Source organism: Pseudomonas sp. BT76 TE3572 (assembly GCF_050435365.1).
Taxonomy (GTDB): Bacteria; Pseudomonadota; Gammaproteobacteria; order Pseudomonadales; family Pseudomonadaceae; genus Aquipseudomonas; species Aquipseudomonas fluorescens_W.
Map to the genome: position 1 here is coordinate 2,073,207 of NZ_JBNDKE010000001.1, position 21,434 is coordinate 2,094,640.

Below are 21,434 nucleotides of genomic sequence, written 5' to 3' on the forward strand. Positions count from 1 at the left end.
CGCTGTTCTCTTATTAGGGGCAGACGGGCAAAGGTGTTTTGTGGCGAGCGAGCTTGCTCCGGGCGGCGTTCCGACGTTGGGCTGCGAAGCGGCCCCAAAATTCTGACAACAATGCGATTTTGCGACTGCTGCGCAGTCGAGCGGGAGCAAGCTCCCTCGCCACAATTGATCGCTCGACCCTGGGTTTCTGTTAACTGACTGGCAGGGCTTTTAACGCTTAGAACGCCTTGCTGGCACTGGCAACCACCGTGGCGGAGCACAAATCTCCATAGCCATACCAACTCGTGCATTCGCTTTTCGACAGGTCGGTATCAATGTAGCTAAGGCCCCAGGTCACCCCCACGAAGTCACGGGTCAACCTGGCTTCCCACTCGCTGTAGGCATCACGGCTTTCGCCGCTGGCGGACCAGAAGGCCGGATCCTTGACATCGTTGCGGCCCACGCGCAGGTCCAGGCCGATCTCGGCCGGCAATTCGATTTTGTAGCTGAGGTAGGTGTAAAGGGTGTCCTGGTCCTCGCCAAAGAAGTTCGGCGTATCGTTTGAGTAGTAAGCGCCGAGCTTCACGCCATAAACGTCAAGGACGGCGTAGACCTCACTCAGGTTGAATTGGGCTTCCTTTGGATAGTCGTACTTGATGTACCCCAGGTCGAGGCTGATGGCCTCGGTCGCCTGCCAGTAGTAGCCCGCGTAATACTCGAGTTCCTGCCGCGTCTTGAACTCGCCGCCGAAATCGACATTCGAGGTCCAGGCGCCAACGTACAGGCCGCTGCTGTGCATCAGCGTGGCGCCGGCCTGAGCTGCCGGATCCCCCAGGGTTTGCGAAATGCCACGGGAGCGGTAGTCGCTAAAGACTCCCAGGGTCATGTCCAGGCTGAAGTCATCGTTGAGTGTCAGTGCCTGGGTGGTCAGGGGTGCCAATACAAGCGTGGCCAGGGTCAATACTGAGCGTGCGTTCATACAAGTCTCTTATTGTTATGGAGGTGCGGTTTTTTTCAGGCATGGCGATGCCGAGCCCCTCGTCGTACGAGGAGCCAGGCGTCTGTTGCGTGGTGCGGGTGAACGGAGGGTCAGGACGCGGGTGCGTACACCTCTTTGCCGGCGAAGAAGGTCTTCAGCACCTTGGTGTCGAACAGTTCGTCATCGCTGACCTTGAAGACATCGCGGTCGAGGATGATCAGATCGGCCTGCTTGCCGGGTGTCAGCGAACCAATCTGCTGTTCCAGGCGCAAGGCCTTGGCGGCATTGAGCGTGTAGGCGTAGAACATGGTCTGGCGATCGATGCTTTCCTTGGCATTCAACACGCCCAATGGCCCTTTGCGTGTGCTGGCCTGAGCGATGGCGTTCCATGGATTGGGGCTGGATACCGGCCAGTCACTGCCACCGGCGATGACCGCACCGGCGTTATGCAAGGACTTGGCGGGATACTGATAACCGTAGGCAAACGCGCTGATATAGGGTTTGACGAGCTCGACGGTGTAACTCTCGCCGGTGGCCCACAGCAATTGCATGGAAGCGATCACGCCAAGTTGCTTGAAGCGCGGAAACTCTTTCGGGTTGACCAATTGCAGGTGGCTGATGCTATGAGCCACCGGTGTCGGGTTGAGTTTGCGCGCATAGGCAAAACCATTGAGTGACTCACGCACCGCACGGTCGCCGACCGCATGCATGTGCACGATCCAGTCGCGCTTCTCCGCTGCCACGACCAACTCACCGAAGTGCGCGGGGTCGATCAGCAGTTGACCGTTTTTATGGCTGTTCTTGAAGGGAACGATCACCGCGGCGGTCTGCCCCGGAAACTCGAGAACGCCATCGGCGAATACCTTGATGCCAGGAAAACTCAGGTTGGGCACACCCTCGAATTTCTTCATCACCTTGGCCAGTACTTCCAGGTCGGCTGGCCAACTTTTCGGGTTGGCCAACAGCAGCGCGGCGACGTGGGCATTGAGCTCGCCCTTCTCTGCCAGTTCGCGGTAAAGCGGCAGCACGCCGTAACTCTGCTCGGTTGCCTTGAAATCGAACAGCGAATCGCCACCGCCGGCATTCGCCGCCGCGTCCATCCAGGCGGTGACGCCGTATTGATTATTGACCCTCACCGCCTCGCGGGCGGCTTTCAACATGATCTCGTCGCTGGGCGCGGGGATCTGGCTGCGCACCTGGTCCCAGCGAGACTCGGCAAAATAACCATTAGGGGTGAAATCCGCGTCGTGCCCCACAAAACTGCGGTCCTGTTCCGAGAGACCTTTTACCAGCGCCGCGTCGATCTTCAGGCGCTTAAGCATGGCGTTGTTGGCCCAGCCGGTGTGCCCGTCGATCCCGCTGAGGACCACCGGTTGATCCACCCAGCGCCCCTGATTGAAACGCTGGCCCAGCTCACGGCTCTTGTCCCAATAGGCCGAACTGACCCCGGCGATGCTGATCACATCACCGGCCCGCGCAATGCCCGCCTGATCCTGTTCGATCATCCACTGCTCAAGTTCCGGCAACGGTTTGACTTCATCCAGCAGGTTGGCTCCCATGCTGTCGAAGGCCGCCACCACCGGGTGACTGTGGGTATCAATCATTCCCGGCATAAGTACCTTGCCCGCCAGATCGATCCGTTGCGTGCCGGTGTCAGCCAGGGCGTTGATCTCGGCATTACTGCCCACTTTGAGAATCTTGCCGTCTTGCACGGCCACTGCCTGGACCAGTCCCTGACCGGGTTCGGCGGTGAATACCTTGCCGTTGAACAACACAAGGTCAGCGGCGGCCATGGCTTGCACCGAAGAAAAAGCCAGGGCTGCGGCCAACAGGTTTGGAATAAATCGCTGCATCGGAACACTCTCTTGTTTTTATTGGGCAGGACGGGCGACTGATGCCTGGGACAACGCCTTCGGATCAAGGCCAACGAACGGCGCCTTGGCCCACACGACCTGGCCGCCCACGACCGTCAGCAGCACGTTATTTCGAGCCAACTCCTCCTCGGGGACCTGCATGAAGTTCTTGTCCAGTACGATCAAGTCAGCGAACTTGCCGACCTCGACCGAACCGACGACAGCGTCCAGTTTCAGCTGCTCGGCAGCGTTCATGGTGATGGTGCGCAACACTTCAGTGCGCGACAGCGCCGGGTCGGCATTCAGCCTGCCCGCATACTTGGGGCCGTAGCTGTGCGGGTTCAGCGGATCACCTGAGCGGGTGACACCGATTTTCAACGCCAGGAACTCGTCGAGCGGGTCGACGGGCCAGTCGCTGCCATACGCAACGCGGCCGCCGGCACGGGCGATGCTGCCGGACGGCTCCATGCGGGCAAATCGCGCAGCCCCCAGATGCTCGTTAGTACCGTCGACCGTAGACGGCGCCTGCTGGGCCCACTGGAAGGACATGTTGGCGGTCACGTCGAGCGCCTTGAAGCGCGCATAGTCGGCAGGGTCCACCGACTCGTTGTGAGTGATGGTCGGGCGGAAGTCATTGCCGGGCAGTTGCTGGCGCACGTATGAGATGCCGTTCAGTGAGTCACGCACCGCGCGGTCTCCGGTAGCGTGAAGGTGCGGATCGAGGCCGGCCTGAACGGCTTTCAGCAGCAGCGGGTTGAGTACTTGCGGCGGGAAGTAAAGCTCGCCGGTGTTCTTGCCGGGGGTCCACTTCGGTGCCGTATCGGTGCCGGCATTGCGCAGGTACGGCGTCAACATTGCACCCGTGTCCGCCGGCGCGTTGATGATGCCGTCCATGAACAGTTTGACGTGACGCATGCTCACGCCCGGTGCCGGTTTCGCTTCGCCCTGGTCGTAGGTAGTGGCCATTGCCTTGGCCTCGGCGATGGTTTTGTCCGGGTCGGCAGCGGCGGCCGCAGGGTCGAGTTTGATCGCCAGCAAGGCCCGGGCCGTCAGCTCACCCGACTGTTGCAGGGTGGTAAACGCTTTGCCATTTTCCGGCCCCGACAAGGCATCGAAGAAACTGGTGATGCCTTGCTGGCGCATGGCGTCGAGCGCCGCGCGGGTCTGATTGAGTTTCTCTGCGTCGGTGGCGGGCGGCACCACGGCAGCCATGGCCTCGGCGGCTCCGTCTTCACAGATGCCGTTCGGGTTGCCGGCGCTGTCGCGCATGTACTTGCCGTCACCGGGATTGGCCGTTTGCTTGTTGATGCCGGCGACCGCCAGGCCGCGAGAGTTGGTCAGCACCGTATGGAAGTCGGTGGAACGGACTTGAATTGGGCGGTTGGTCTTGAGCGCGTCCAGTGTCGATTTGTCGGGGTCGCCGTCGAGTCCGGTCATGCCAATGCGATCCCAGCTGCCCACTTCGAGCCAGACATCGGGGCCTTTGTCCTTGTCGGCATCCAGGCACGCCTGAATGGTTTCCTGGAAAACCTTGCGGGTCATCGTCTGGTATTTCAGGTCGCACAAGGTCATGGCGCGGCCTCCGTCTCCCGGATGCATGTGCGCATCGATGAAGCCCGGCATCACCATGCGGCCGGCCAGATCGATCAGCTGTGTCTGCTTGCCGATGTAAGAGGCAACCCCTGCATCACTGCCGACATAAACGATCTTCCCGCCCGTGACGGCGATCGCCTGCTGCACGGAGTTCTTGCCGTCGACGGTGTAGACATAGCCGTTGCGCATGACCATGTCGGCGCCTGTCGAAGCGTGTGTCTGACACCCCACCAGCGCCACACAGGAAAATGCCGTTGTCGCGGAAACGGCGATAAATAGCCTGGAAAATTTCAACTGCCTCACCTCTATTTTTATAGTTTTGGAAGTGGCCCGAACGGACGGTCGCAAGCCCCTGATATGCAGGGCATACGATATAGAGCGCAGCAGAAGTACGGACCTCCACAAATGAGGAGGGGTCAGGCAAATACCGGGCAGTTGAGCAGCAACGCATACTTTGTAGCAGCTGCCGAAGGCTGCGTCCGGCTGCGCAGCAGTCGTAAACCCTGAGTGCGCGGTGAGTCTGGTGCACCGCATAATCTGACTTCACGACTGCTGCGCAGCCGAACGCAGCCTTCGGCAGCTGCTACAAAGTTATGCGTTATGGCTTAAGTACAGTTTCCGCAAGCGAGGTCGATGACCGCAGGACAGAGCCCAGCTCCACTTTGCTCTTCACGCCGAGCTGCAAGTAGCAGTTGCGCAGATAGGTGCGCACTGTGGCCGGACTCAGGGCAAGGATTTTGGCAATTTCCTTATAGGAATGGCCGGCGGCGAACAGCATCGCCGCCGTGCGCTCGCGAGGCGCCAGCACCGCCCCGCGCGACTGTGATTCGAGTGACAGGATGACGTGCTCGGCGTTAGGACTCAGCGTCAGCGCACAACGACCGAGACGAATCACACACGGCGCTTTTTGCAGTTGCACGATGACTTCCGCAGGAAGCGTTGAACCGCTCCACCCGGGCAACTCGCGCTGAATGGCGGCGCACAGACTTGCGCCGACGTACAGCAGACTGCCGTCCATCCGGGCGACCCCGAAGTCACTCGCCCCATTGCCGGTGTCGAAGCGAATCATGTCCTGCACCTGGAACCGCCACTGCTGCAACAGATGGTCGCAGAACGCCGAAAACAACCCGGCCTCGCTGTCATTAAAAGCAGGTGCATGAAGGCCACGGTAGAGACAAACGAAGAACATCAAGCCGCTTTCGGGTAACTCGAAGGAGATGCACATCAGGTGGTAGAGGTCGTGACGCCGAGCGAAGTCGTTCACCTCCTCGCAGGGATCGTTGAACCCACTGTCGCGCACAACTTCCCCGGGTTGACTCAAGGTCTCCTGGGAAAATCTGTCGCTGACCGCCACTTTGTGCCATTCGACGGCAAACGACTCAGGCAGATTGATCCGCCCGTGCATCCAGCTTTGAGGGGGAGTACTGGCGTCTGACGTCGACATCTCGCCCCACCATGCCGAAGCGAAGGGCACCAGTTGGCTGAAGGCCTGCAGGCCGTCTGCGATGAATTGGGAGGCACCGCGATCCCGGGCAAGGCGCCCCAGGTGCAACACGCAACGATTGAACGCCATCAGCGTCGCCATCGACGCCTTGGCCCCGACCTCTTCACCCTCCTCCATTGCTCTCATCCTGTTTACTACATGGCGTATTTTTTCGACGATGCCATAGGCGCGGTTATGGCGTCCAGCGAGCGGTGTTGTTGTAGTTGTTGCGGGAGAATCGCCGCTCGCTGTCGTACGGTTTACTCCGGCTGTCTGCAAATTCGCCAATTCCGCTAAACCGGCTCAGGGGCCGGCACAACACCGGCTAATCTGAATGAAGCACGACCACAAACATGCCTCTAGCCTATTGCTGCAGGGGAGATGGGATGATCGGAACAACAGCACGCCAATGCTCGTCATGGATCCTGCCCACCCTGCTCGCCGTCAACCTGGCGCTGGCAGCGGGATGTGCAGGCAAAGCGGCGACAGCCCGCTATTCGGTCTCAAGCATAGGCGACAGCTGCTATGCAAAAGCGCTACCCACTGCCGGAGAGGGCGGCCTGGCTTGGGGCACCACCTTGAACATGGCTCGCAAAAAATCCCTGGATAATTGCATACGCTATGCCGGCCGATCCGGTGGCACGCCCGATACCTGCAAAGTGGTGTTGGCGGAGTGCAAAAATTAATAGAGAGGCAGTGAAGATTGATAGCTACCCCGGTACAGAGGATTTTTGCGCACTGACACTGCCCGCCCTACCGGCGACTGCAAGTGCCACGCAACAAGCCAGTAACGAGAATGCGGCGAAAGCGCCCATCACATGTAGATAAGGCAACACGTGATTCCAGGCGCGAGCCACCCCCAGGAAAGCGGCGAATAGCCAACCGCTCATGGACAGCGCACCCAATAAGGCGAGTCGCGTGCGGCCTGCACTGCGCAGTGCGACGAAGGGAGCCTTTTGCAACAACGGGAAGCCGACTCGATGCAACAATGCACCGTTGAGGCTAAGCAGCGCGACGACCGTTACCTTGGCCCAGAGTTTTTGATTGAGCAGATACGCGTCGCCGTCATTGAGATAACCCTCAAGCACCAGCAACAGCCCGCTTGCCCAAAGGGCCAGCAGCGCGAGGCTGACGATCTTCTGAGTTTCATCAAGGTACTCAAGCCTCGCCTGATCCAGTATTTCCTTGCGCCAACTCCAAAGCTTGTGATCCGCCTGCAACACCCTCCCCAGGGCAATACACGTAGCAAGCAGATGACCGTACACGAGAAGCATTTTTAGCATTGCCTTGACCTTATTATTGTTTTGGCGCGGCGTTCCCTGCTTCGCTGAATTGAAAACGAATGATACAAATTAGCAATTGCATTTTCAAGATGAACCCCTGTGCAAAGTCACTTCCGAGAGGTCGTCTTACTGACGTTCATCTGTTTTGGTTTGCTCAATACATATGGATATCCGTATATTCGGCTAACCACATGTATTGAAGACGCCTCCATGCTGAACCCTGCCGCCGTATTCAAATGCCTGTCCGACGAAACTCGCACGCGGGCCACCTTACTGATCACCCGTGAAGGAGAGTTATGCGTCTGCGAACTGGTCTGCGCCCTGGACGACAGTCAGCCGAAAATCTCCCGCCACCTCGCGCAGCTTCGGGCATGTGGCCTGCTTCTCGACCGCCGCCAGGGTCAGTGGGTGTACTACCGGCTAAACCCCGAACTGCCAAAGTGGGTTCGCACCACTCTTGAGACAACCCTCGAAGCCAACGCCGACTGGCTTGAGGAAAACAGCACTCGACTCAAAGCGATGGGCGACCGCCCGATCAACACTGCCGCCTGCTGCTGACCCATCACTGCCCTGGCCTTGCGCCTGAGCGTTTAGCACCTGCCCGTCTGGAAAGAGGAGTCGCCATGCGCGTTCTGTTCATGTGTACCGCCAATAGCTGTCGCAGCATTTTGTCCGAAGCGATGTTCAATCATCTTGCACCGCAAGGCTTCCAGGCGATCAGCGCCGGCAGCTTCCCCAAAGGACAGGTTCTGCCGCGCAGCCTGACCACGTTGCAAGAGGCCGGAATTACGATCGACGGGTTAAGCAGCAAAGGCAATGACGCCTTCGAGGCCAACCCGCCGGACATTGTCATCACCGTCTGCGACAAGGCCGCCGGTGAGGCGTGCCCGGTCTACTTCGGGCCGGCGTTGAAAGCCCATTGGGGGCTGGAAGATCCATCAGAGGTGAAGGGAGATGAGACGGTCGTCGCCGCTGCATTCCACTCGACGCTTGCGCGCATCGAAACACGCTGCCGGGCATTCCTCGCCCTGCCCTTCGCCCAACTTGATCGCGATGCTCTGAAGCGCGAACTCGACCGCATCAGCACCCTGTAACTGGAGCCCCCCATGACCCCCTCACTGCCTAATCTCGACGCGTCATTGATTCAGTCCATTGCCAGTGACGACGGCCAACCCAAGCCACGAATCCTGTTGCTGTACGGGTCGACCCGCGCACGGTCATTCAGTCGGCTGTTGGTCGAAGAAGCAGCCCGTCTGCTCGAACACTTCGGTGCAGAGACGCGGATCTTCAATCCATCGGGACTGCCGCTACCGGATGACGCACCCAACGATCACCCGAAAGTTCAGGAATTGCTTGAACTGATGCAATGGTCTGAAGGACAGGTCTGGTGTTCACCCGAACGCCACGGCGCCATGTCTGCCGTATTCAAGGCCCAGATTGACTGGGTGCCGCTGGCCCTGGGCGCTGTTCGTCCGACCCAAGGAAAAACGCTCGCCGTCATGCAGGTCAGTGGCGGTTCCCAATCCTTTAACGTGGTGAATCAGCTTCGCGTGCTGGGACGCTGGATGCGGATGTTCACGATCCCGAATCAATCTTCCGTGCCGAAGGCTTATCTGGAGTTTGACGAAGGCAACCGCATGAAACCGTCCTCGCTGTATGACCGGGTGGTAGACGTCATGGAAGAACTGGTGAAATTCACGCTGCTGCTGCGCGAGCGCCCGGATCTGGTTGACCGCTACTCGGAACGCAAGGAGTCAGCGGAAGAACTGACTCAGCGTGTTAATCAACGGTCGATTTGAAAGCAGGGATGTCCGCAACTTGCTAACTAAATGAAGTAATGATTTAAAAGGTTATAACCCGTTGCGACATCGGAGCACGGGTTAACTACCGTCGGTCTGTAAAAACCCCGCCAGAAAACCTGCAAAAACTTCGTGATCTAGTCTGACTGCACGTTCGGCAGGAGATTACTCATGTCATTGGCTGAAGAACGAAAACCTCAGCGCCGCAAGGAAACCCGGCTGTTTCTCTTTCTTGTCGTCTGCCTCTTTCCGCTGCTGTCGGTCGCTATCGTCGGCGGTTACGGTTTTATCGTCTGGTTTTTCCAGATGCTGTACGGCCCACCGGGACCACCCAACTAACTAATAGCTTTTTCTGAAAGCCTATTGGAGCCAGCGCATGGACGAAGCTCTGCATATTGCCAGTCTTGTAGTACTTGCCAGGCCTGAATTGTTCGATGCCGTTAAAGCCAACCTGCGTCTGTTGGACGGCCTGGAACTGCATCAGGAAAGTGCGGCGGGAAAACTGGTGGTGGTCCTTGAGGCCGTACACGAAAGTCAGATCCTTCAACGCATCGAACAGATCAACAACTTGCCGGGCGTACTCAACGCGGCGTTGATCTACCACGAACTCCTCGAACCCGAAGGAGATATCGAATGAGCATGACGCGCCGCGAGTTCGTCAAAGCCCAGGCCGCCGCCATTGCAGCCGCCGCTGCTGGCCTGCCGATTATTACCGACGCCAGTAATCTGGTGACCGAAGCGGACATGGTCACACTGGACTGGAACAAGGCGCCCTGCCGTTTCTGCGGCACTGGTTGCAGTGTGATGGTCGCGACCAAGGACAACCGCGTGGTCGCCACCCACGGCGACGTCAAGGCAGAGGTCAACCGCGGACTGAACTGCGTGAAGGGCTATTTCCTTTCGAAGATCATGTACGGCGTTGATCGCCTGACCCAACCGCTTTTGCGCATGAAGAATGGCCAGTACGACAAGCAAGGCGAATTCCAGCCGATCAGCTGGGAGAAGGCCTTCGACATCATGGAACTGAAATTCAAGGAGGCCTTGAAGAGCAAAGGTCCCGGGTCGGTCGGCATGTTCGGCTCCGGGCAATGGACCGTGTGGGAAGGCTATGCCGCCAACAAACTGATGAAAGCAGGCTTTCGCAGCAACAACATCGACCCCAACGCCCGCCATTGCATGGCCTCGGCGGTGATGGGTTTTATGCGCACCTTTGGCATGGATGAGCCGATGGGGTGCTACGACGACATCGAAGCCACCGACGCTTTCGTGCTCTGGGGCTCGAACATGGCCGAGATGCACCCGGTGCTCTGGAGCCGGGTCACCGATCGCCGCCTGAGCCAGCCTCACGTGAAAGTGGCCGTGCTGTCGACCTTCGAACATCGCAGTTTCGAGCTGGCCGACATCCCCATGGTGTTCAAGCCGCAAACTGACCTGATGATCCTTAACTACATCGCCAACCACATCATTGAAAGCGGCGCGGTGAACCAGGATTTCATTACCAAACACACCCGATTTGCCCAAGGTGCCGACGACATCGGGTACGGCCTGCGTCCCGACGATCCACTGGAAATGAAGGCGAAAAACGCCGCCAAGGCCAACACCTGGACGGATATTTCCTTCGACCAATACGCCGCGTTCGTCAAACCTTACACGCTGGAGCGAACCGCCAAGGAGACAGGCGTTCCGGCTGAAAGGCTCAAGGCTTTGGCCGAGTTGTATGCCGACCCCAAGCGTAAAATCGTGTCGTTCTGGACCATGGGTTTCAACCAGCACACTCGCGGCGTCTGGGCCAACAACCTGATCTACAACATCCATCTGCTCACCGGCAAGATCAGCGAGCCGGGCAACAGTCCTTTCTCACTCACCGGCCAGCCGTCGGCCTGTGGTACGGCGCGCGAAGTCGGGACCTTCTCCCACCGCTTGCCCGCCGATCTGGTGGTGACTAACCCAAAACATCGCGCCATCGCCGAAAAAATCTGGAAGCTGCCCGCCGGCACCATTCAGGAGAAGCCCGGTTTTCACGCGGTGGAACAGAGCCGCATGCTCAAGGACGGCGTGCTCAACGTTTACTGGACCCAGGCCAGCAACAACATGCACGCCGGGCCGAACATCATGCAGGAAGTCCTGCCGGGCTGGCGCAACCCGGATAATTTCGTGATTGTCTCCGATGTCTACCCCACCGTTTCCGCGCAAGCCGCCGACCTGATCCTGCCCAGCGCCATGTGGGTGGAAAAGGAAGGCGCCTTCGGCAATGCCGAGCGGCGTACGCAATTCTGGCATCAGTTGGTGACTGCGCCGGGGGACGCCAAGTCGGACCTGTGGCAGTTGCTGGAGTTTTCCAAGCGCTTCACCACCGATGAAACCTGGCCCGCCGAGTTACTGGCCACCTCTCCTGAGCACAAGGGTAAAACCCTGTTTGAAGTGCTTTACAAGAACGGTCAGGTTGACCAGTTTCCGGTCGAGCAAATGGAAGCCGGATACAAAAATGATGAAGCCAAAGCGTTTGGCTTCTACCTGCAAAAAGGTTTGTTCGAGGAGTACGCCCAGTTCGGTCGCGGCCACGGGCATGACCTTGCCACGTTCGACCGCTACCACAGCGAACGAGGCCTGCGCTGGCCGGTGGTGGACGGCAAGGAAACCCGCTGGCGTTACCGCGAAGGGCTGGACCCCTACGTGGAAAAAGGCAGCGAGGTGCAGTTCTACGGCCACCCGGACAAGAAGGCGATCATCTTCGCCCTCCCCTACGAGCCGCCAGCCGAAGCCCCGGATGCCGATTACCCGTTCTGGCTGAGCACCGGGCGCGTCCTCGAACACTGGCACACCGGCACGATGACCCAACGCGTCGAGGAACTGTACAAAGCGGTGCCGGACGCCTTGGTCTACATGCACCCCGAAGATGCCAAGGCCTTGAAGGCGCGACGTGGCAGTGAAGTGAAGTTGATCAGCCGACGCGGTGAGATCCGTGCGCGCATCGAGACCCGCGGGCGTAACAAGCCTCCGCAAGGACTGGTGTTCGTGCCGTTTTTCGATGCCAACAAGCTGATCAACAAAGTCACGCTCGATGCCACCGACCCGATCTCCAAGCAGACCGACTACAAAAAATGCGCGATACGAATCGAGTTGATCAGCGTGGCCTGAGGAGAACCGTCATGCCTTTGCGAATCCTGCCGTTGCTCCTGCTCGCTGCAATTGGTGTGGTGATGGCTGCAGAAGTCAATTACCCCCTCGACGCACCGGGACCGGATGGGCGCCGGCCCGGTGGCACCTTGACCCAGAGCCTGCCGGCCCCGCCCATTGCCAATGAAGAAAACAAAGACCTGAAGCGCGAACGCAATTACCCGGACCAGCCTCCCACCATCCCCCATACCATTCGCGGTTATCAGATCGACCAAAACGGCAACAAGTGCCTGTCCTGTCACAGCCGTGCCAACAGCGCGCGGACCCAGGCGACGATGATCAGCATCACCCACTACATGGACCGCGACGGCCAGGCGCTGGCGGCGGTGTCACCGCGCCGGTACTTCTGTAACCAATGCCACGTGCCGCAAACAGAAGTGCAACCCTTGGTGGGCAACAGTTTCGAGACGATCGACAAAATACTGCAAGACGACGCCAACGCCGCGCAGAAACCCTGAGGAGGCAACATGAAAGCACTGTTCGCCCTGCTCAAGGATTACTGGGGCATCCTGCGTCGTCCGAGCCTCTACTACAGCCTGGGCTTTCTGACGCTGGGGGGCTTTATCGCCGGGATCATTTTCTGGGGTGGCTTCAACACCGCGCTGGAGCTGAGCAATACCGAGAAATTCTGCATCTCCTGTCATGAGATGCGTGACAACGTTTTCGTCGAGCTCAAAGACACGATCCACTACACCAACCGCTCCGGCGTACGCGCCAGTTGCCCGGACTGCCACGTCCCCCACGAATGGACCCACAAGATCGCGCGCAAGATGCAGGCTTCGAAGGAGGTATGGGGCAAGATTTTCGGCACCATCGATACGCGCGACAAATTCCTCACGCTGCGTCGCGAACTGGCCGAACATGAGTGGGCAAGGCTCAAGGCCAACGACTCTCGCGAATGCCGTAATTGCCACAACTTCGAGTTCATGGATTTTACCCGCCAGAGCAAGCGCGCTTCTGCCATGCACTCGACTTCATTGGCCAACGGTGAGGCCACCTGTATCGACTGCCACAAGGGCATCGCTCACAAGCTGCCCGATATGAGTGGAGTGAAAGGCTGGTAGGGCTATCTTGTCCTATCCTTCCATCCAACCACCCACTCCGGACAACGACATGCCCGCCCCTGAATCCACTCTCCTCGACAGCTGGCACCACAACGCCCAATCCTGGATCGAAGCCATCCGCACCGGCGCCATCGAAAGCCGCCTCAAGGTCACCGACCAGGCAATCCTGCTGGCGGTGCTGGGCCGCCAGCCCGAGCGCGTGCTCGACCTGGGCTGCGGCGAGGGCTGGCTGTTGCGCGCGCTGGCTGAACGGGGCATCAAGGCGGTCGGTGTGGATGGCGATGCGACGCTGGTCGAGGCGGCGCGGGCGTCGGGCTCTTCGCCGGTGCATCTGGCGAGCTATGAAGAGTTGGTGGAGGCGAAAGTGGACATCGGCCGCGACTACGACCTGATCTGCGCCAACTTCGCCCTGCTGCACCAGGACATCATCCCGCTGCTCGCCGCCATGAACGCCCTGCTCGCCCCTGGCGGCGCGCTGGTGATCCAGACACTGCATCCATGGACCGCGGCGGCGGGCGATTATCAGGATGGCTGGCGGGAAGAGAATTTCGCCGGATTCAAGGGACAGTGGCAACCCATGCCGTGGTACTTGCGCACTTTGTCCAGTTGGTTCAATGCGCTGGACATGGCCGGTTTTCAGCTGACCGCCTTGCAGGAACCGCAGCACCCGCAAAGTCCTGTGCCGCAGTCATTGCTGTTGGTGGCCGAGCAGCGGGGTTCGCTACCCTTCAGTCAGCCCCTTCCCGCACCCACCGCCTGACCTCAGCCTGTATGGCATAAGCCGGCGCCTCCACAGCATTGAAATCCTGTGTATACCGCTGGGCAAATCCGTCTACCCCCCATTCCTGATACTGCTGCACATGCTTTAACTCGTGAGCCCAAAGCGCGACGTCCTGTTCTGCGGATTGAGCGTCCCGGAAAAGGATGATGTCGATCAGCGTCACGGCACCAACATCGGGGTTTTGCAGCATGGCATTGGCGGCGCTGAATTGGCCGTTGTCGCTCACTTTGTAGCGCGCGGTATCGAGGACGCTGGGGTCGTACCAGCGCAGCAGTTGCTCCCGGATGTGCGGTGGAATGGGCTGCACGCCAGCACTGGCTGCTTCAGCGCGGGCTTGGGTCAGCCACAGCGCCAGGGCAGGTGTCGCGATCTGGTAGAGGCCATCAGGCACTGGCAGGCAGATGCAGTCGTCCAGGCACACTTGTGTCTCGCCAGCTGGACAGGCGTTGGTCTGGGCTGGCACCTCAAGAGTCAGGCAAAGAACAGACAGCGCCACCAGGCGCGTGATGATGGGCGGCATTGGGTGCTCCAAGAACAGACGCAACGCGAACAGGGTCACCATTGATCGACGATCCGCATGGCATTAGCGTAGTCCCGAACCAGACGCCCCAGCGTTAATCCACGATGAACAACTTGGCACCAGTAGTGCTAAAAGATCGATGCCCCTCAGCGTTGCTGCCCACCTGATAACTCATCCCGGCGGTGAGCGTGAACTGACGCCCATCCTCCAGCTCCGTGTGCAACTCGCCTTCCAGGCACAACAGGATATGACCTCTCCAGCACCAGTGATCGGCCAGATATCCGGGACTGTATTCAACCATCCGTACACGCGTTGAACCAAACTGGCAGGTTCGCCAATAGGCGGTACCCGTCTGTCCAACATGTTGTACAGGTTCGACAGTCGACCAATCGGTCGTACCAAAGGGAACAGCCGTCAGATCCATCGTTGCCTCATCAATGAAGGAGTGTCTGTGGACCGTACCCATCCAGTACTCCTTTCGATAGACACAGATGCCCGGCATTTATGAGATACAGGCGCCCAGTCAAGCCTGATAGCCAGGGGCGGTTTTCGGCCAGAAACAGCCGGTGGACGGAGCGATAACTAATGAGTAGCTATGCTTGGTCTACTGCCAGAACTCGTTGAGCAGATTGGGCTTTCCATCCATGGTGTATAAGCCCGTTCAGCGGTCACCCGACTGTCGCAATGCCCGGTCTAGTCAGGGCTAGACGACAGAACAAGGAATGTTATCCACCAAGCCCGTGAAGGTGTTATCACCCCACTTGGGGTCAATTTAGAGTTAGGCCAAAGAGGAGCCCGCCATGACCGAAGTCGATCGCCTCAGGTATTTGCGCGTCGTTCTAGTTTTGGCTGGCCTCGCGTGCCTTGCTCTCTACCCACTTATGTTGTTCTGGCCGTCCGGCTGGGCCTGGCACGTCGGTCACTCGGACTACCCGATGATGATCGTTGGCATCTACGCCACACTTGGCGTGTTCTTGATCCTGGCCGCACGTGATCCATTAGCCAATCTGAGCCTGATCTGGTTCACCGTGTGGTCTAGCGCCGTACACGGAGGAATCATGGCCGTCCAGGCGGTCAACCAGCCGGGGCAAATGGGGCACTTGGCAGGTGACGTGCCGGCGCTTTTCATCGTGGCGGTTGCCTTGGCCATCTTGACGCCCCGCTCGCAATTGGCCGCTCGGCCCCGGACACACAATGGGGCCTAAGAGCAGGTTTGACTGTCAGGATCGGGACGAAAATCGCGTTTATACGCAAGTTTTTGGTCTGCTTGATCAACCAAGCGCCGACAGATTTTACGTAGCAACGCAGACTTCAAAACGGTGCCTGTCTTTTTACACAACCTGGACCAATATCGGCCTTTGAGTCCAAGGCGCAACTACCGTCCAAGCTTGTGCAGCACTTCAACACTATCTGTGAGCATCCAGCAGGCTCCGACTTGATCTTCTACCCAGAAGACGCGACTCAGCCGAAGGCGGGGCTTTTGATCTGGCTGGTGTCACTTCACATCGGTTACATCGCGGTATGGAAAATCTGCTCGATCTCGTCCTGATTGGCAGGACGCGGAATGTCACACTCAGTAACTCAACCGCGCACCAGATAGGCTCCTGCCGGAACCCGATGTCGCAACTTCTTGCATTTGCCAGGTTTGGGCTGATGCCCGGGCGGGCGATCAGGGAACCAGATTCGGCATTTACCCGGAGGCGGCCAATGGCCGCGGGGAATCGCAACCTCATCGTACGCGGGCTCTGGCTCGACGGAAGCCACTGGCAACTCTCCTTCGGGCCGTGGCCCGCCAGCCGTCGGCGAATCCGAGACGCTCTCTGCCTTTGCGCTAGTGAAGTTGCCAGCGTCGGCTTGTTCGGCAGCGGCCAGTTCTGCTTCGCGGCGCTTTTTGGCCTCCTCTTCGAGCCCCTTCTGTACTGCGACCTGGTCCTCTTTGGTGTTGGGTGTGGTACTCGAAGCCTTGGCCTGCTGCGCCGCCTGGATCAATTGGAAGTTGCGGTTGCGTAACTCGACGTTAGGACCCACCCGCATGTTCGAGCGCGCCGCCAACGTTTCTGCCTGCTGGTACTGCCCCTGCTGAAGACGCAACACACCGAGGTAATGCAATGTCGCGGGATTGTTTGGCTGGATATGCAGGGCACGCTCCAGCGTGGCAGCGGCTTGGTCCAACTGGCCATTTTCATACTGCCGCGAGGCGGTTTCGATGAGCGTGGTTGATGCGCTGTTACTTTGCGAGGGCGCTCTTCGCTCGGCAGCAACCGAGCAAAGCGACGCGACGGCGCAGAACGCCAGGATCAGACCCGGCAGAAAACTCTTGGTTGGCATCAGGGGGCGGACTCGGCTGATCTCGGACGGCGCTGCCGTAAAACAGGCCACCAGCACTGCTCGGCATCGCCGAAACAGGGCCTCTGTTGACCTGGCCAGTACCCTGAAGTTCCCGCGGCAACGGCCACTGCGGATGGCGTGGAATCCACAGCCTTCTCAGGCTGATTGTCTGCGCCAGGTGCCGGGTGATGTGCCGAACTGGCGTTTGAATGCACGACTGAACGCGGCTTCGGATTCGTAGCCCACTGCAAAACCGATTTGCGCCACATTACCGCGACCTTCGCGCAGCTGTTGAGCCGCCACGTGCATACGCCAGAGCGTCAGGTATTGCATCGGTGGCTGTCCGACCAATGCCGTGAATCGCTCCGCGAATACCGAGCGCGACATGCCCACTTCAAGCGCCAGGGCTTCTGCCGTCCAGCCCTCGGTTGGTCGAGCATGGAGCAGCGCCAATGCGCGCCCGATATGCGGATCGCGCAAACCCGCCAGCCACCCGCGCCGTTCAGCGGGGAGGTTCGCGACATACTGGCTGACGGCTTCGACGAACAGCAATTCGGAAAGCTTGGCGATGACCGTTGTCGAGCCGACGCGCCCCGCCGCAATCTCACTGACAGCGAAACGGAATGAGCTTTCAATCCAGGCTCCCGAAGCCGTCGCGCGGACGTCTAATTTTAATAAGGATGGCAGCGACGAAAGCAACGGACTGAATGGTGTTTCAGAGCCGAGAAATCCGCACAATAACTGTGTGGTCTCGCCGCTCCCGCCGTACTTGATTCGTGAAATGCCGCCGACTTCCGGCGGCTGAATAACATCGCGCGCCGACATGGGTGCAATGCTTAGATCACTGCCAAAAGTATGAACGTCATTGCGAGGAAGCAGAATCAGTTCGCCTGCCCCTACGTCGAGAGTGGCGCCATCGTCGATTCGCAATTGCATATGCCCCGCCGCGACAAAATGCGACGCAATGATATGTCGAGGTGCCGCCAGGAACGGTTTGCAATCGTCCGCAGAGATTCTTCCGCTGATGCACCAGGGCGCAGTGAACTCCGCCTCGAGGAAGACCCCTCCAGACAGCCGAATCACACGCAATACATCAGATAGCGCATCCAGCAATTGCCAGCCCTCCTTTCCGGAGTCCGGAGCATGTAATCAGGCGCACTGGTCATTCGCCGCCTGACCTGCGAGGCCTAGATTAGCACCAACGCGGATTCAGTGATCGAGACGATCCCCAGACGCTTCAACGAGGGTCATTGGCTTCCGCGTTAACCGTAATTGGCCCATTCCAACTCGACCACGGAAGCCGGAGATCACTATGAACACCGCCGCTACCCTGCCCCGCTCAAACTCGGGAAACGCCGCCCGTTATGCTCAACTTGTCAGATCATCGAAGAAAGCGGAATGGCAGATCGATCGCGATTTGCTACAGGACCGCCGCTTCGATTTCTCGCGAAAATTCTTGCCCGACGGACTATCGCGGATTGACCGCCTGACCTTTCTCGCCGCGGACGAGGCGCGCCTGCTCAGTCAGATTCAGGGCCGAACCTATGCGTATATTTTTGGCCTGGTCGAGCGTTTTATCAGTGCCAAAATGCTCGATCAAGGTCGGGGCCATGTATTTGACGATCAGCTCGCACTCGAAGCGCTGGTGCGCTTTTCCAACGACGAGCTCAAGCATCAGGAGCTGTTCCGGCGCATTGAGACGATGATGGATACGCAATTGCCAGCGGGATATCGTCAAGTTGCCGATCCAAACGATGTGGCGCGCGCGGTACTGGCGGCCAGCACCTGGTCGGTGCTGGCGCTGACCTGTCATATCGAGCTGTTTGTTCAGACGCACTACGTGCAAAGCATCGCCCCGCGCGAGGAGTTGTGCCCACTGTTCAAGGATGTCTTCAAATTTCACTGGAAGGATGAAAGCCGGCACGTCGTACTCGATGAACTGGAGTGGGAGGCGGAGCACGCGAAACGCTCGCCAGCCGAGCGCGACCAGGCAGTGAACGATCTGATTGCGCTGGTGGCGGCCGTCGATGGAATCCTTCAGGCACAATCGGCATCCGATGCCGACTACTTTATTCGCAATGTTTCACGAATTTTCAGTGTCGATGAAGCAGCGCAAATCAAAGCCTCCGTACTGAGCGCCTACCGCTGGCAATACATCATCTCGGGCGTGCAGCATCCACACTTCGGCCGGCTGCTTACGCGCATGACAACACCATCACAGATGTCCAGGATTCAGACCGCACTGGCCCCCATCATGAGCAATTGATCGACAGGGCGCGACCGACCGCGCGTCGGTCGCGCGGCTGCGGGATGACGTGCTGAAAATGATTGTTTGAGGAGGCCGGCCATGACGATTCCGATGTGGATGCTGCTTGGATTTGCGACCTGGACTCTACTGTTATTGATGGCAACCGTCGGGGTGTATCGCTGGGTCAGAATCCTGTTCTCGAATGTTCCGATTGCCTCTTTCCGAAGCGATCAGCTCGAAGGCGAGGATTGGTATCAGCGCGGGACAAGAGCCCACGCGAACTGCGTGGAAAATCTGCCTGTCTTTGGCGTCATCGTATTCGTGATTTCAGCCCTGGGTATCGACGGCCCAGCAGTGAACCACTTGTCGACAATCGTCCTGATCGCTCGCGTGTGCCAGTCTCTGGTTCACGTCTCCCATGTGCAAACCGATAGGTTCGTGGCGGTTCGGTTTAGCTTCTTTTGCGTGCAGTTGGTCTGTTTTCTCGCACTTATTGTCATAGCCGCTAGTTACGGCGTATGAATACTTAAATAGAGAGGTGAATTCAGGGCTGGTCCTGCAAATCAATATTTCGCTCAGACGCGCCTTGGTGAGTCAGTGGCAGGATTCGATCCAGACTATCTTTGGCGCGACCGGCAGAAAACAGCCCAGAGTGTGTAAAAACGCCTTCGCGAACCCTTGCTATGATTTCCGAGGATTTCATCGCAGGGATCGCCCATGAAGCGCTTTATCCAAGGTGAACATCGAGGCCAAGGCACCTTACTTCCCGAGAGCCTCGACGACTACGTCAGCGATACCAATCCGGTGCGCGTAGTCGACGTCTTTGTCGACGAACTCGACCTGGTCAATCTGGGTTTTGAAGGTGTCATTCCAGCCGATACTGGACGGCCTGCTTACCACCCCGCAATCTTGCTAAAGATCTACATCTACGGCTATCTCAACCGCATCCAGTCGAGCCGACGTTTGGAGCGAGAAGCCCAGCGCAACGTCGAACTGATGTGGTTGATCGGGCGTTTGATGCCGGACTTCAAGACCATCGCCAACTTCCGAAAAGACAACAGCAAGGCCATCCGAGGCGTCTGTCGCCAGTTCGTTGTGCTGTGTCAGCAGTTGGGATTGTTTGGAGAATATCTGGTCGCCATCGATGGCAGCAAGTTCAAGGCAGTCAATAACCGCGACCGCAATTTCACCAGCGCCAAACTGAAACGGCGCATGGAAGAAATTGAATCGAGTATCAATCGTTACCTGGCAGCACTCGATGCTGCCGATCGGCAAGAACCAACAGCTTCCGAGCCCAGCGCCGTGCGGCTGGAAGAGAAAATCGCCAAGCTCAAAACTCAAATGAAAGAGCTTCAGGCTATTGAAATCCAGCTCAATGAATCGCCGGATAAACAGGTCTCACTGACCGATCCAGACAGCCGTTCCATGATGACGCGCGGCACGGGAATCGTCGGCTACAACGTGCAGACAGCGGTCGATACTCAGCACCATTTGATCGTTGCGCACGAGGTGACTAACGTCGGTTCCGACCGCGATCAACTCAGCTCGATGGCCAAGCAGGCCCGCGAGGCGATGGCGTCAGATACGTTGTCGGTGGTGGCGGACCGAGGTTACTTCAAAAGTGAACAAATCCTGGCTTGTCACGATGCCGGCATCACCGCCTATGTGCCCAAGCCGATGACCTCTGGAGCTAAGGCTGACGGGCGTTTCAATAACGATGCCTTCATCTATGACGCGGCAAAAAACGAATACATTTGCCCGGCTGGAGAGGCACTGATCTGGCACTATTCCTACGTTGAAAAAGGACTGAAGATGCATCGTTACTGGAGTTCGAAATGCCGGGGCTGCGCGTTGAAATCGCAGTGCACACCGAGCACGGAACGACGAGTTCGACGCTGGGAGTATGAAGACGTATTGGAGAAGATGCAGCTTCGGCTGAGCAAAGCACCAGAGATGATGCGAGTCCGAAAACGGACTGTTGAGCATCCCTTCGGGACGCTCAAACAATGGATGGGTGCGACGCACTTCCTGACCCGAAAGCTGGCCGGGGTGAGCGCGGAGATGAGCTTGAATGTGCTCGCCTACAACATGAAGCGGGTCATGAAAATCATGGGTGCTAATGGTTTGATGAAGGCGCTGTCGGCATAAAAAAGGCTGGTTTTGGCCCATCCCAGAGGCTGTAAAAACAGCGTTACGTGTTCCAGGTCGCGACCGATGCGACTCGAAGCATTGACCGTGCGATCGCTCAACCAACGAACGTCAATGACCCAAGACGATCAGGTTAGGAGCGTTTTTACACACTCTGGGCCAAAAGCGGCCCTTCGTAACAGGCAAAAATCGACCAAAA

General features: G+C 58.4%; 24 protein-coding genes. 15 read left to right on the plus strand and 9 right to left on the minus strand.

What is annotated here, in order from left to right; genetic code table 11:
* Positions 1–217 precede the first annotated feature (217 nt).
* The 4 genes from ABH912_RS09490 to ABH912_RS09505 form a co-directional block, all read right to left on the minus strand.
* Complete coding sequence (locus ABH912_RS09490) at positions 218–958, minus strand: TorF family putative porin (RefSeq protein WP_429510502.1); 741 nt, start codon at positions 956–958, stop codon at positions 218–220.
* A gap of 110 nt (positions 959–1,068) precedes the next feature.
* Entirely contained in the window at positions 1,069–2,811 is a 1,743-nt protein-coding gene (locus ABH912_RS09495; protein WP_429510503.1) for an amidohydrolase, read from the minus strand.
* Between the two features lie 18 nt (positions 2,812–2,829).
* Complete coding sequence (locus ABH912_RS09500) at positions 2,830–4,698, minus strand: amidohydrolase (protein ID WP_429510504.1); 1,869 nt, start codon at positions 4,696–4,698, stop codon at positions 2,830–2,832.
* A gap of 304 nt (positions 4,699–5,002) precedes the next feature.
* On the minus strand, positions 5,003–6,025 hold the full coding sequence (locus tag ABH912_RS09505; RefSeq protein ID WP_429510505.1) for a helix-turn-helix transcriptional regulator: 1,023 nt from the start codon (positions 6,023–6,025) through the stop codon (positions 5,003–5,005).
* A gap of 248 nt (positions 6,026–6,273) precedes the next feature.
* Between ABH912_RS09505 and ABH912_RS09510 the strand changes: the two genes are divergently transcribed.
* Entirely contained in the window at positions 6,274–6,573 is a 300-nt protein-coding gene (locus ABH912_RS09510) for a hypothetical protein (RefSeq protein ID WP_429510506.1), read from the plus strand.
* Between the two features lie 24 nt (positions 6,574–6,597).
* On the opposite strand, the gene ABH912_RS09515 is transcribed toward ABH912_RS09510, so the two are convergent.
* On the minus strand, positions 6,598–7,170 hold the full coding sequence (locus ABH912_RS09515; RefSeq protein ID WP_429510507.1) for a hypothetical protein: 573 nt from the start codon (positions 7,168–7,170) through the stop codon (positions 6,598–6,600).
* Positions 7,171–7,380: 210 nt separating this feature from the next.
* Between ABH912_RS09515 and ABH912_RS09520 the strand changes: the two genes are divergently transcribed.
* The 9 genes from ABH912_RS09520 (at position 7,381) to ABH912_RS09560 (ending at position 13,970) form a co-directional block, all read left to right on the plus strand.
* Complete coding sequence (locus ABH912_RS09520) at positions 7,381–7,728, plus strand: metalloregulator ArsR/SmtB family transcription factor (RefSeq protein WP_429510508.1); 348 nt, start codon at positions 7,381–7,383, stop codon at positions 7,726–7,728.
* A 65-nt stretch (positions 7,729–7,793) separates the two neighbouring features.
* Positions 7,794–8,264 carry an arsenate reductase ArsC gene (locus ABH912_RS09525; RefSeq protein ID WP_429510509.1) on the plus strand — a complete coding sequence of 157 codons (471 nt, stop codon included), beginning with the start codon at positions 7,794–7,796 and terminating at the stop codon, positions 8,262–8,264.
* Between the two features lie 12 nt (positions 8,265–8,276).
* Positions 8,277–8,969, plus strand: coding sequence for an arsenical resistance protein ArsH (gene arsH / locus ABH912_RS09530; protein ID WP_033059996.1), 693 nt, complete (start codon positions 8,277–8,279; stop codon positions 8,967–8,969).
* A gap of 171 nt (positions 8,970–9,140) precedes the next feature.
* The gene (napE, locus tag ABH912_RS09535) at positions 9,141–9,308 is read left to right on the plus strand and encodes a periplasmic nitrate reductase, NapE protein (protein WP_033059995.1); all 168 of its coding nucleotides are present in this window, start codon (positions 9,141–9,143) and stop codon (positions 9,306–9,308) included.
* A 37-nt stretch (positions 9,309–9,345) separates the two neighbouring features.
* On the plus strand, positions 9,346–9,606 hold the full coding sequence (locus tag ABH912_RS09540; protein ID WP_033059994.1) for a chaperone NapD: 261 nt from the start codon (positions 9,346–9,348) through the stop codon (positions 9,604–9,606).
* Entirely contained in the window at positions 9,603–12,107 is a 2,505-nt protein-coding gene (gene napA, locus ABH912_RS09545) for a nitrate reductase catalytic subunit NapA (protein ID WP_429510510.1), read from the plus strand. The genes ABH912_RS09540 and napA overlap by 4 nt, the downstream gene beginning before the upstream one ends.
* An 11-nt stretch (positions 12,108–12,118) precedes the next feature.
* Positions 12,119–12,604, plus strand: coding sequence for a nitrate reductase cytochrome c-type subunit (locus tag ABH912_RS09550; protein ID WP_033059990.1), 486 nt, complete (start codon positions 12,119–12,121; stop codon positions 12,602–12,604).
* Positions 12,605–12,613: 9 nt separating this feature from the next.
* Positions 12,614–13,210 carry a cytochrome c3 family protein gene (locus ABH912_RS09555; protein WP_033059988.1) on the plus strand — a complete coding sequence of 199 codons (597 nt, stop codon included), beginning with the start codon at positions 12,614–12,616 and terminating at the stop codon, positions 13,208–13,210.
* Positions 13,211–13,259: 49 nt separating this feature from the next.
* Positions 13,260–13,970: a class I SAM-dependent methyltransferase gene (locus ABH912_RS09560; protein ID WP_429510511.1), complete on the plus strand. Its 711-nt coding sequence runs from the start codon at positions 13,260–13,262 to the stop codon at positions 13,968–13,970.
* Here ABH912_RS09560 and ABH912_RS09565 read toward each other — a convergent pair.
* Both ABH912_RS09565 and ABH912_RS09570 read right to left on the minus strand, forming a co-directional pair.
* Positions 13,939–14,511, minus strand: coding sequence for an eCIS core domain-containing protein (locus ABH912_RS09565; protein ID WP_429513081.1), 573 nt, complete (start codon positions 14,509–14,511; stop codon positions 13,939–13,941). The genes ABH912_RS09560 and ABH912_RS09565 overlap by 32 nt on opposite strands.
* A 94-nt stretch (positions 14,512–14,605) precedes the next feature.
* Positions 14,606–14,935 carry a DHCW motif cupin fold protein gene (locus ABH912_RS09570; protein WP_429513082.1) on the minus strand — a complete coding sequence of 110 codons (330 nt, stop codon included), beginning with the start codon at positions 14,933–14,935 and terminating at the stop codon, positions 14,606–14,608.
* A 376-nt stretch (positions 14,936–15,311) separates the two neighbouring features.
* Here ABH912_RS09570 and ABH912_RS09575 point away from each other — a divergent pair, with 376 nt between their 5' ends.
* Positions 15,312–15,716: a DUF6632 domain-containing protein gene (locus ABH912_RS09575; RefSeq protein ID WP_429510512.1), complete on the plus strand. Its 405-nt coding sequence runs from the start codon at positions 15,312–15,314 to the stop codon at positions 15,714–15,716.
* A gap of 143 nt (positions 15,717–15,859) precedes the next feature.
* A complete protein-coding gene (locus ABH912_RS09580) occupies positions 15,860–16,060 on the plus strand; it encodes a bacteriocin immunity protein (protein ID WP_429513084.1) in 201 nt (66 codons plus the stop codon).
* A gap of 32 nt (positions 16,061–16,092) precedes the next feature.
* On the opposite strand, the gene ABH912_RS09585 is transcribed toward ABH912_RS09580, so the two are convergent.
* Complete coding sequence (locus ABH912_RS09585; protein WP_429510513.1) at positions 16,093–16,839, minus strand: tetratricopeptide repeat protein; 747 nt, start codon at positions 16,837–16,839, stop codon at positions 16,093–16,095.
* Positions 16,840–16,995: 156 nt separating this feature from the next.
* Positions 16,996–17,952, minus strand: a complete 957-nt coding sequence (locus ABH912_RS09590) for an AraC family transcriptional regulator (RefSeq protein WP_429510514.1) — start codon at positions 17,950–17,952, stop codon at positions 16,996–16,998.
* A 199-nt stretch (positions 17,953–18,151) separates the two neighbouring features.
* On the opposite strand from ABH912_RS09590, the gene ABH912_RS09595 reads away from it, so the two are divergent.
* From ABH912_RS09595 to ABH912_RS09605, 3 genes are all read left to right on the plus strand, one after another.
* Complete coding sequence (locus tag ABH912_RS09595; RefSeq protein WP_429510515.1) at positions 18,152–19,105, plus strand: hypothetical protein; 954 nt, start codon at positions 18,152–18,154, stop codon at positions 19,103–19,105.
* A gap of 81 nt (positions 19,106–19,186) precedes the next feature.
* A complete protein-coding gene (locus tag ABH912_RS09600; RefSeq protein ID WP_429510516.1) occupies positions 19,187–19,609 on the plus strand; it encodes an MAPEG family protein in 423 nt (140 codons plus the stop codon).
* Between the two features lie 195 nt (positions 19,610–19,804).
* Positions 19,805–21,235 carry an IS1182 family transposase gene (locus ABH912_RS09605; protein ID WP_429510517.1) on the plus strand — a complete coding sequence of 477 codons (1,431 nt, stop codon included), beginning with the start codon at positions 19,805–19,807 and terminating at the stop codon, positions 21,233–21,235.
* Positions 21,236–21,434: the final 199 nt, after the last annotated feature.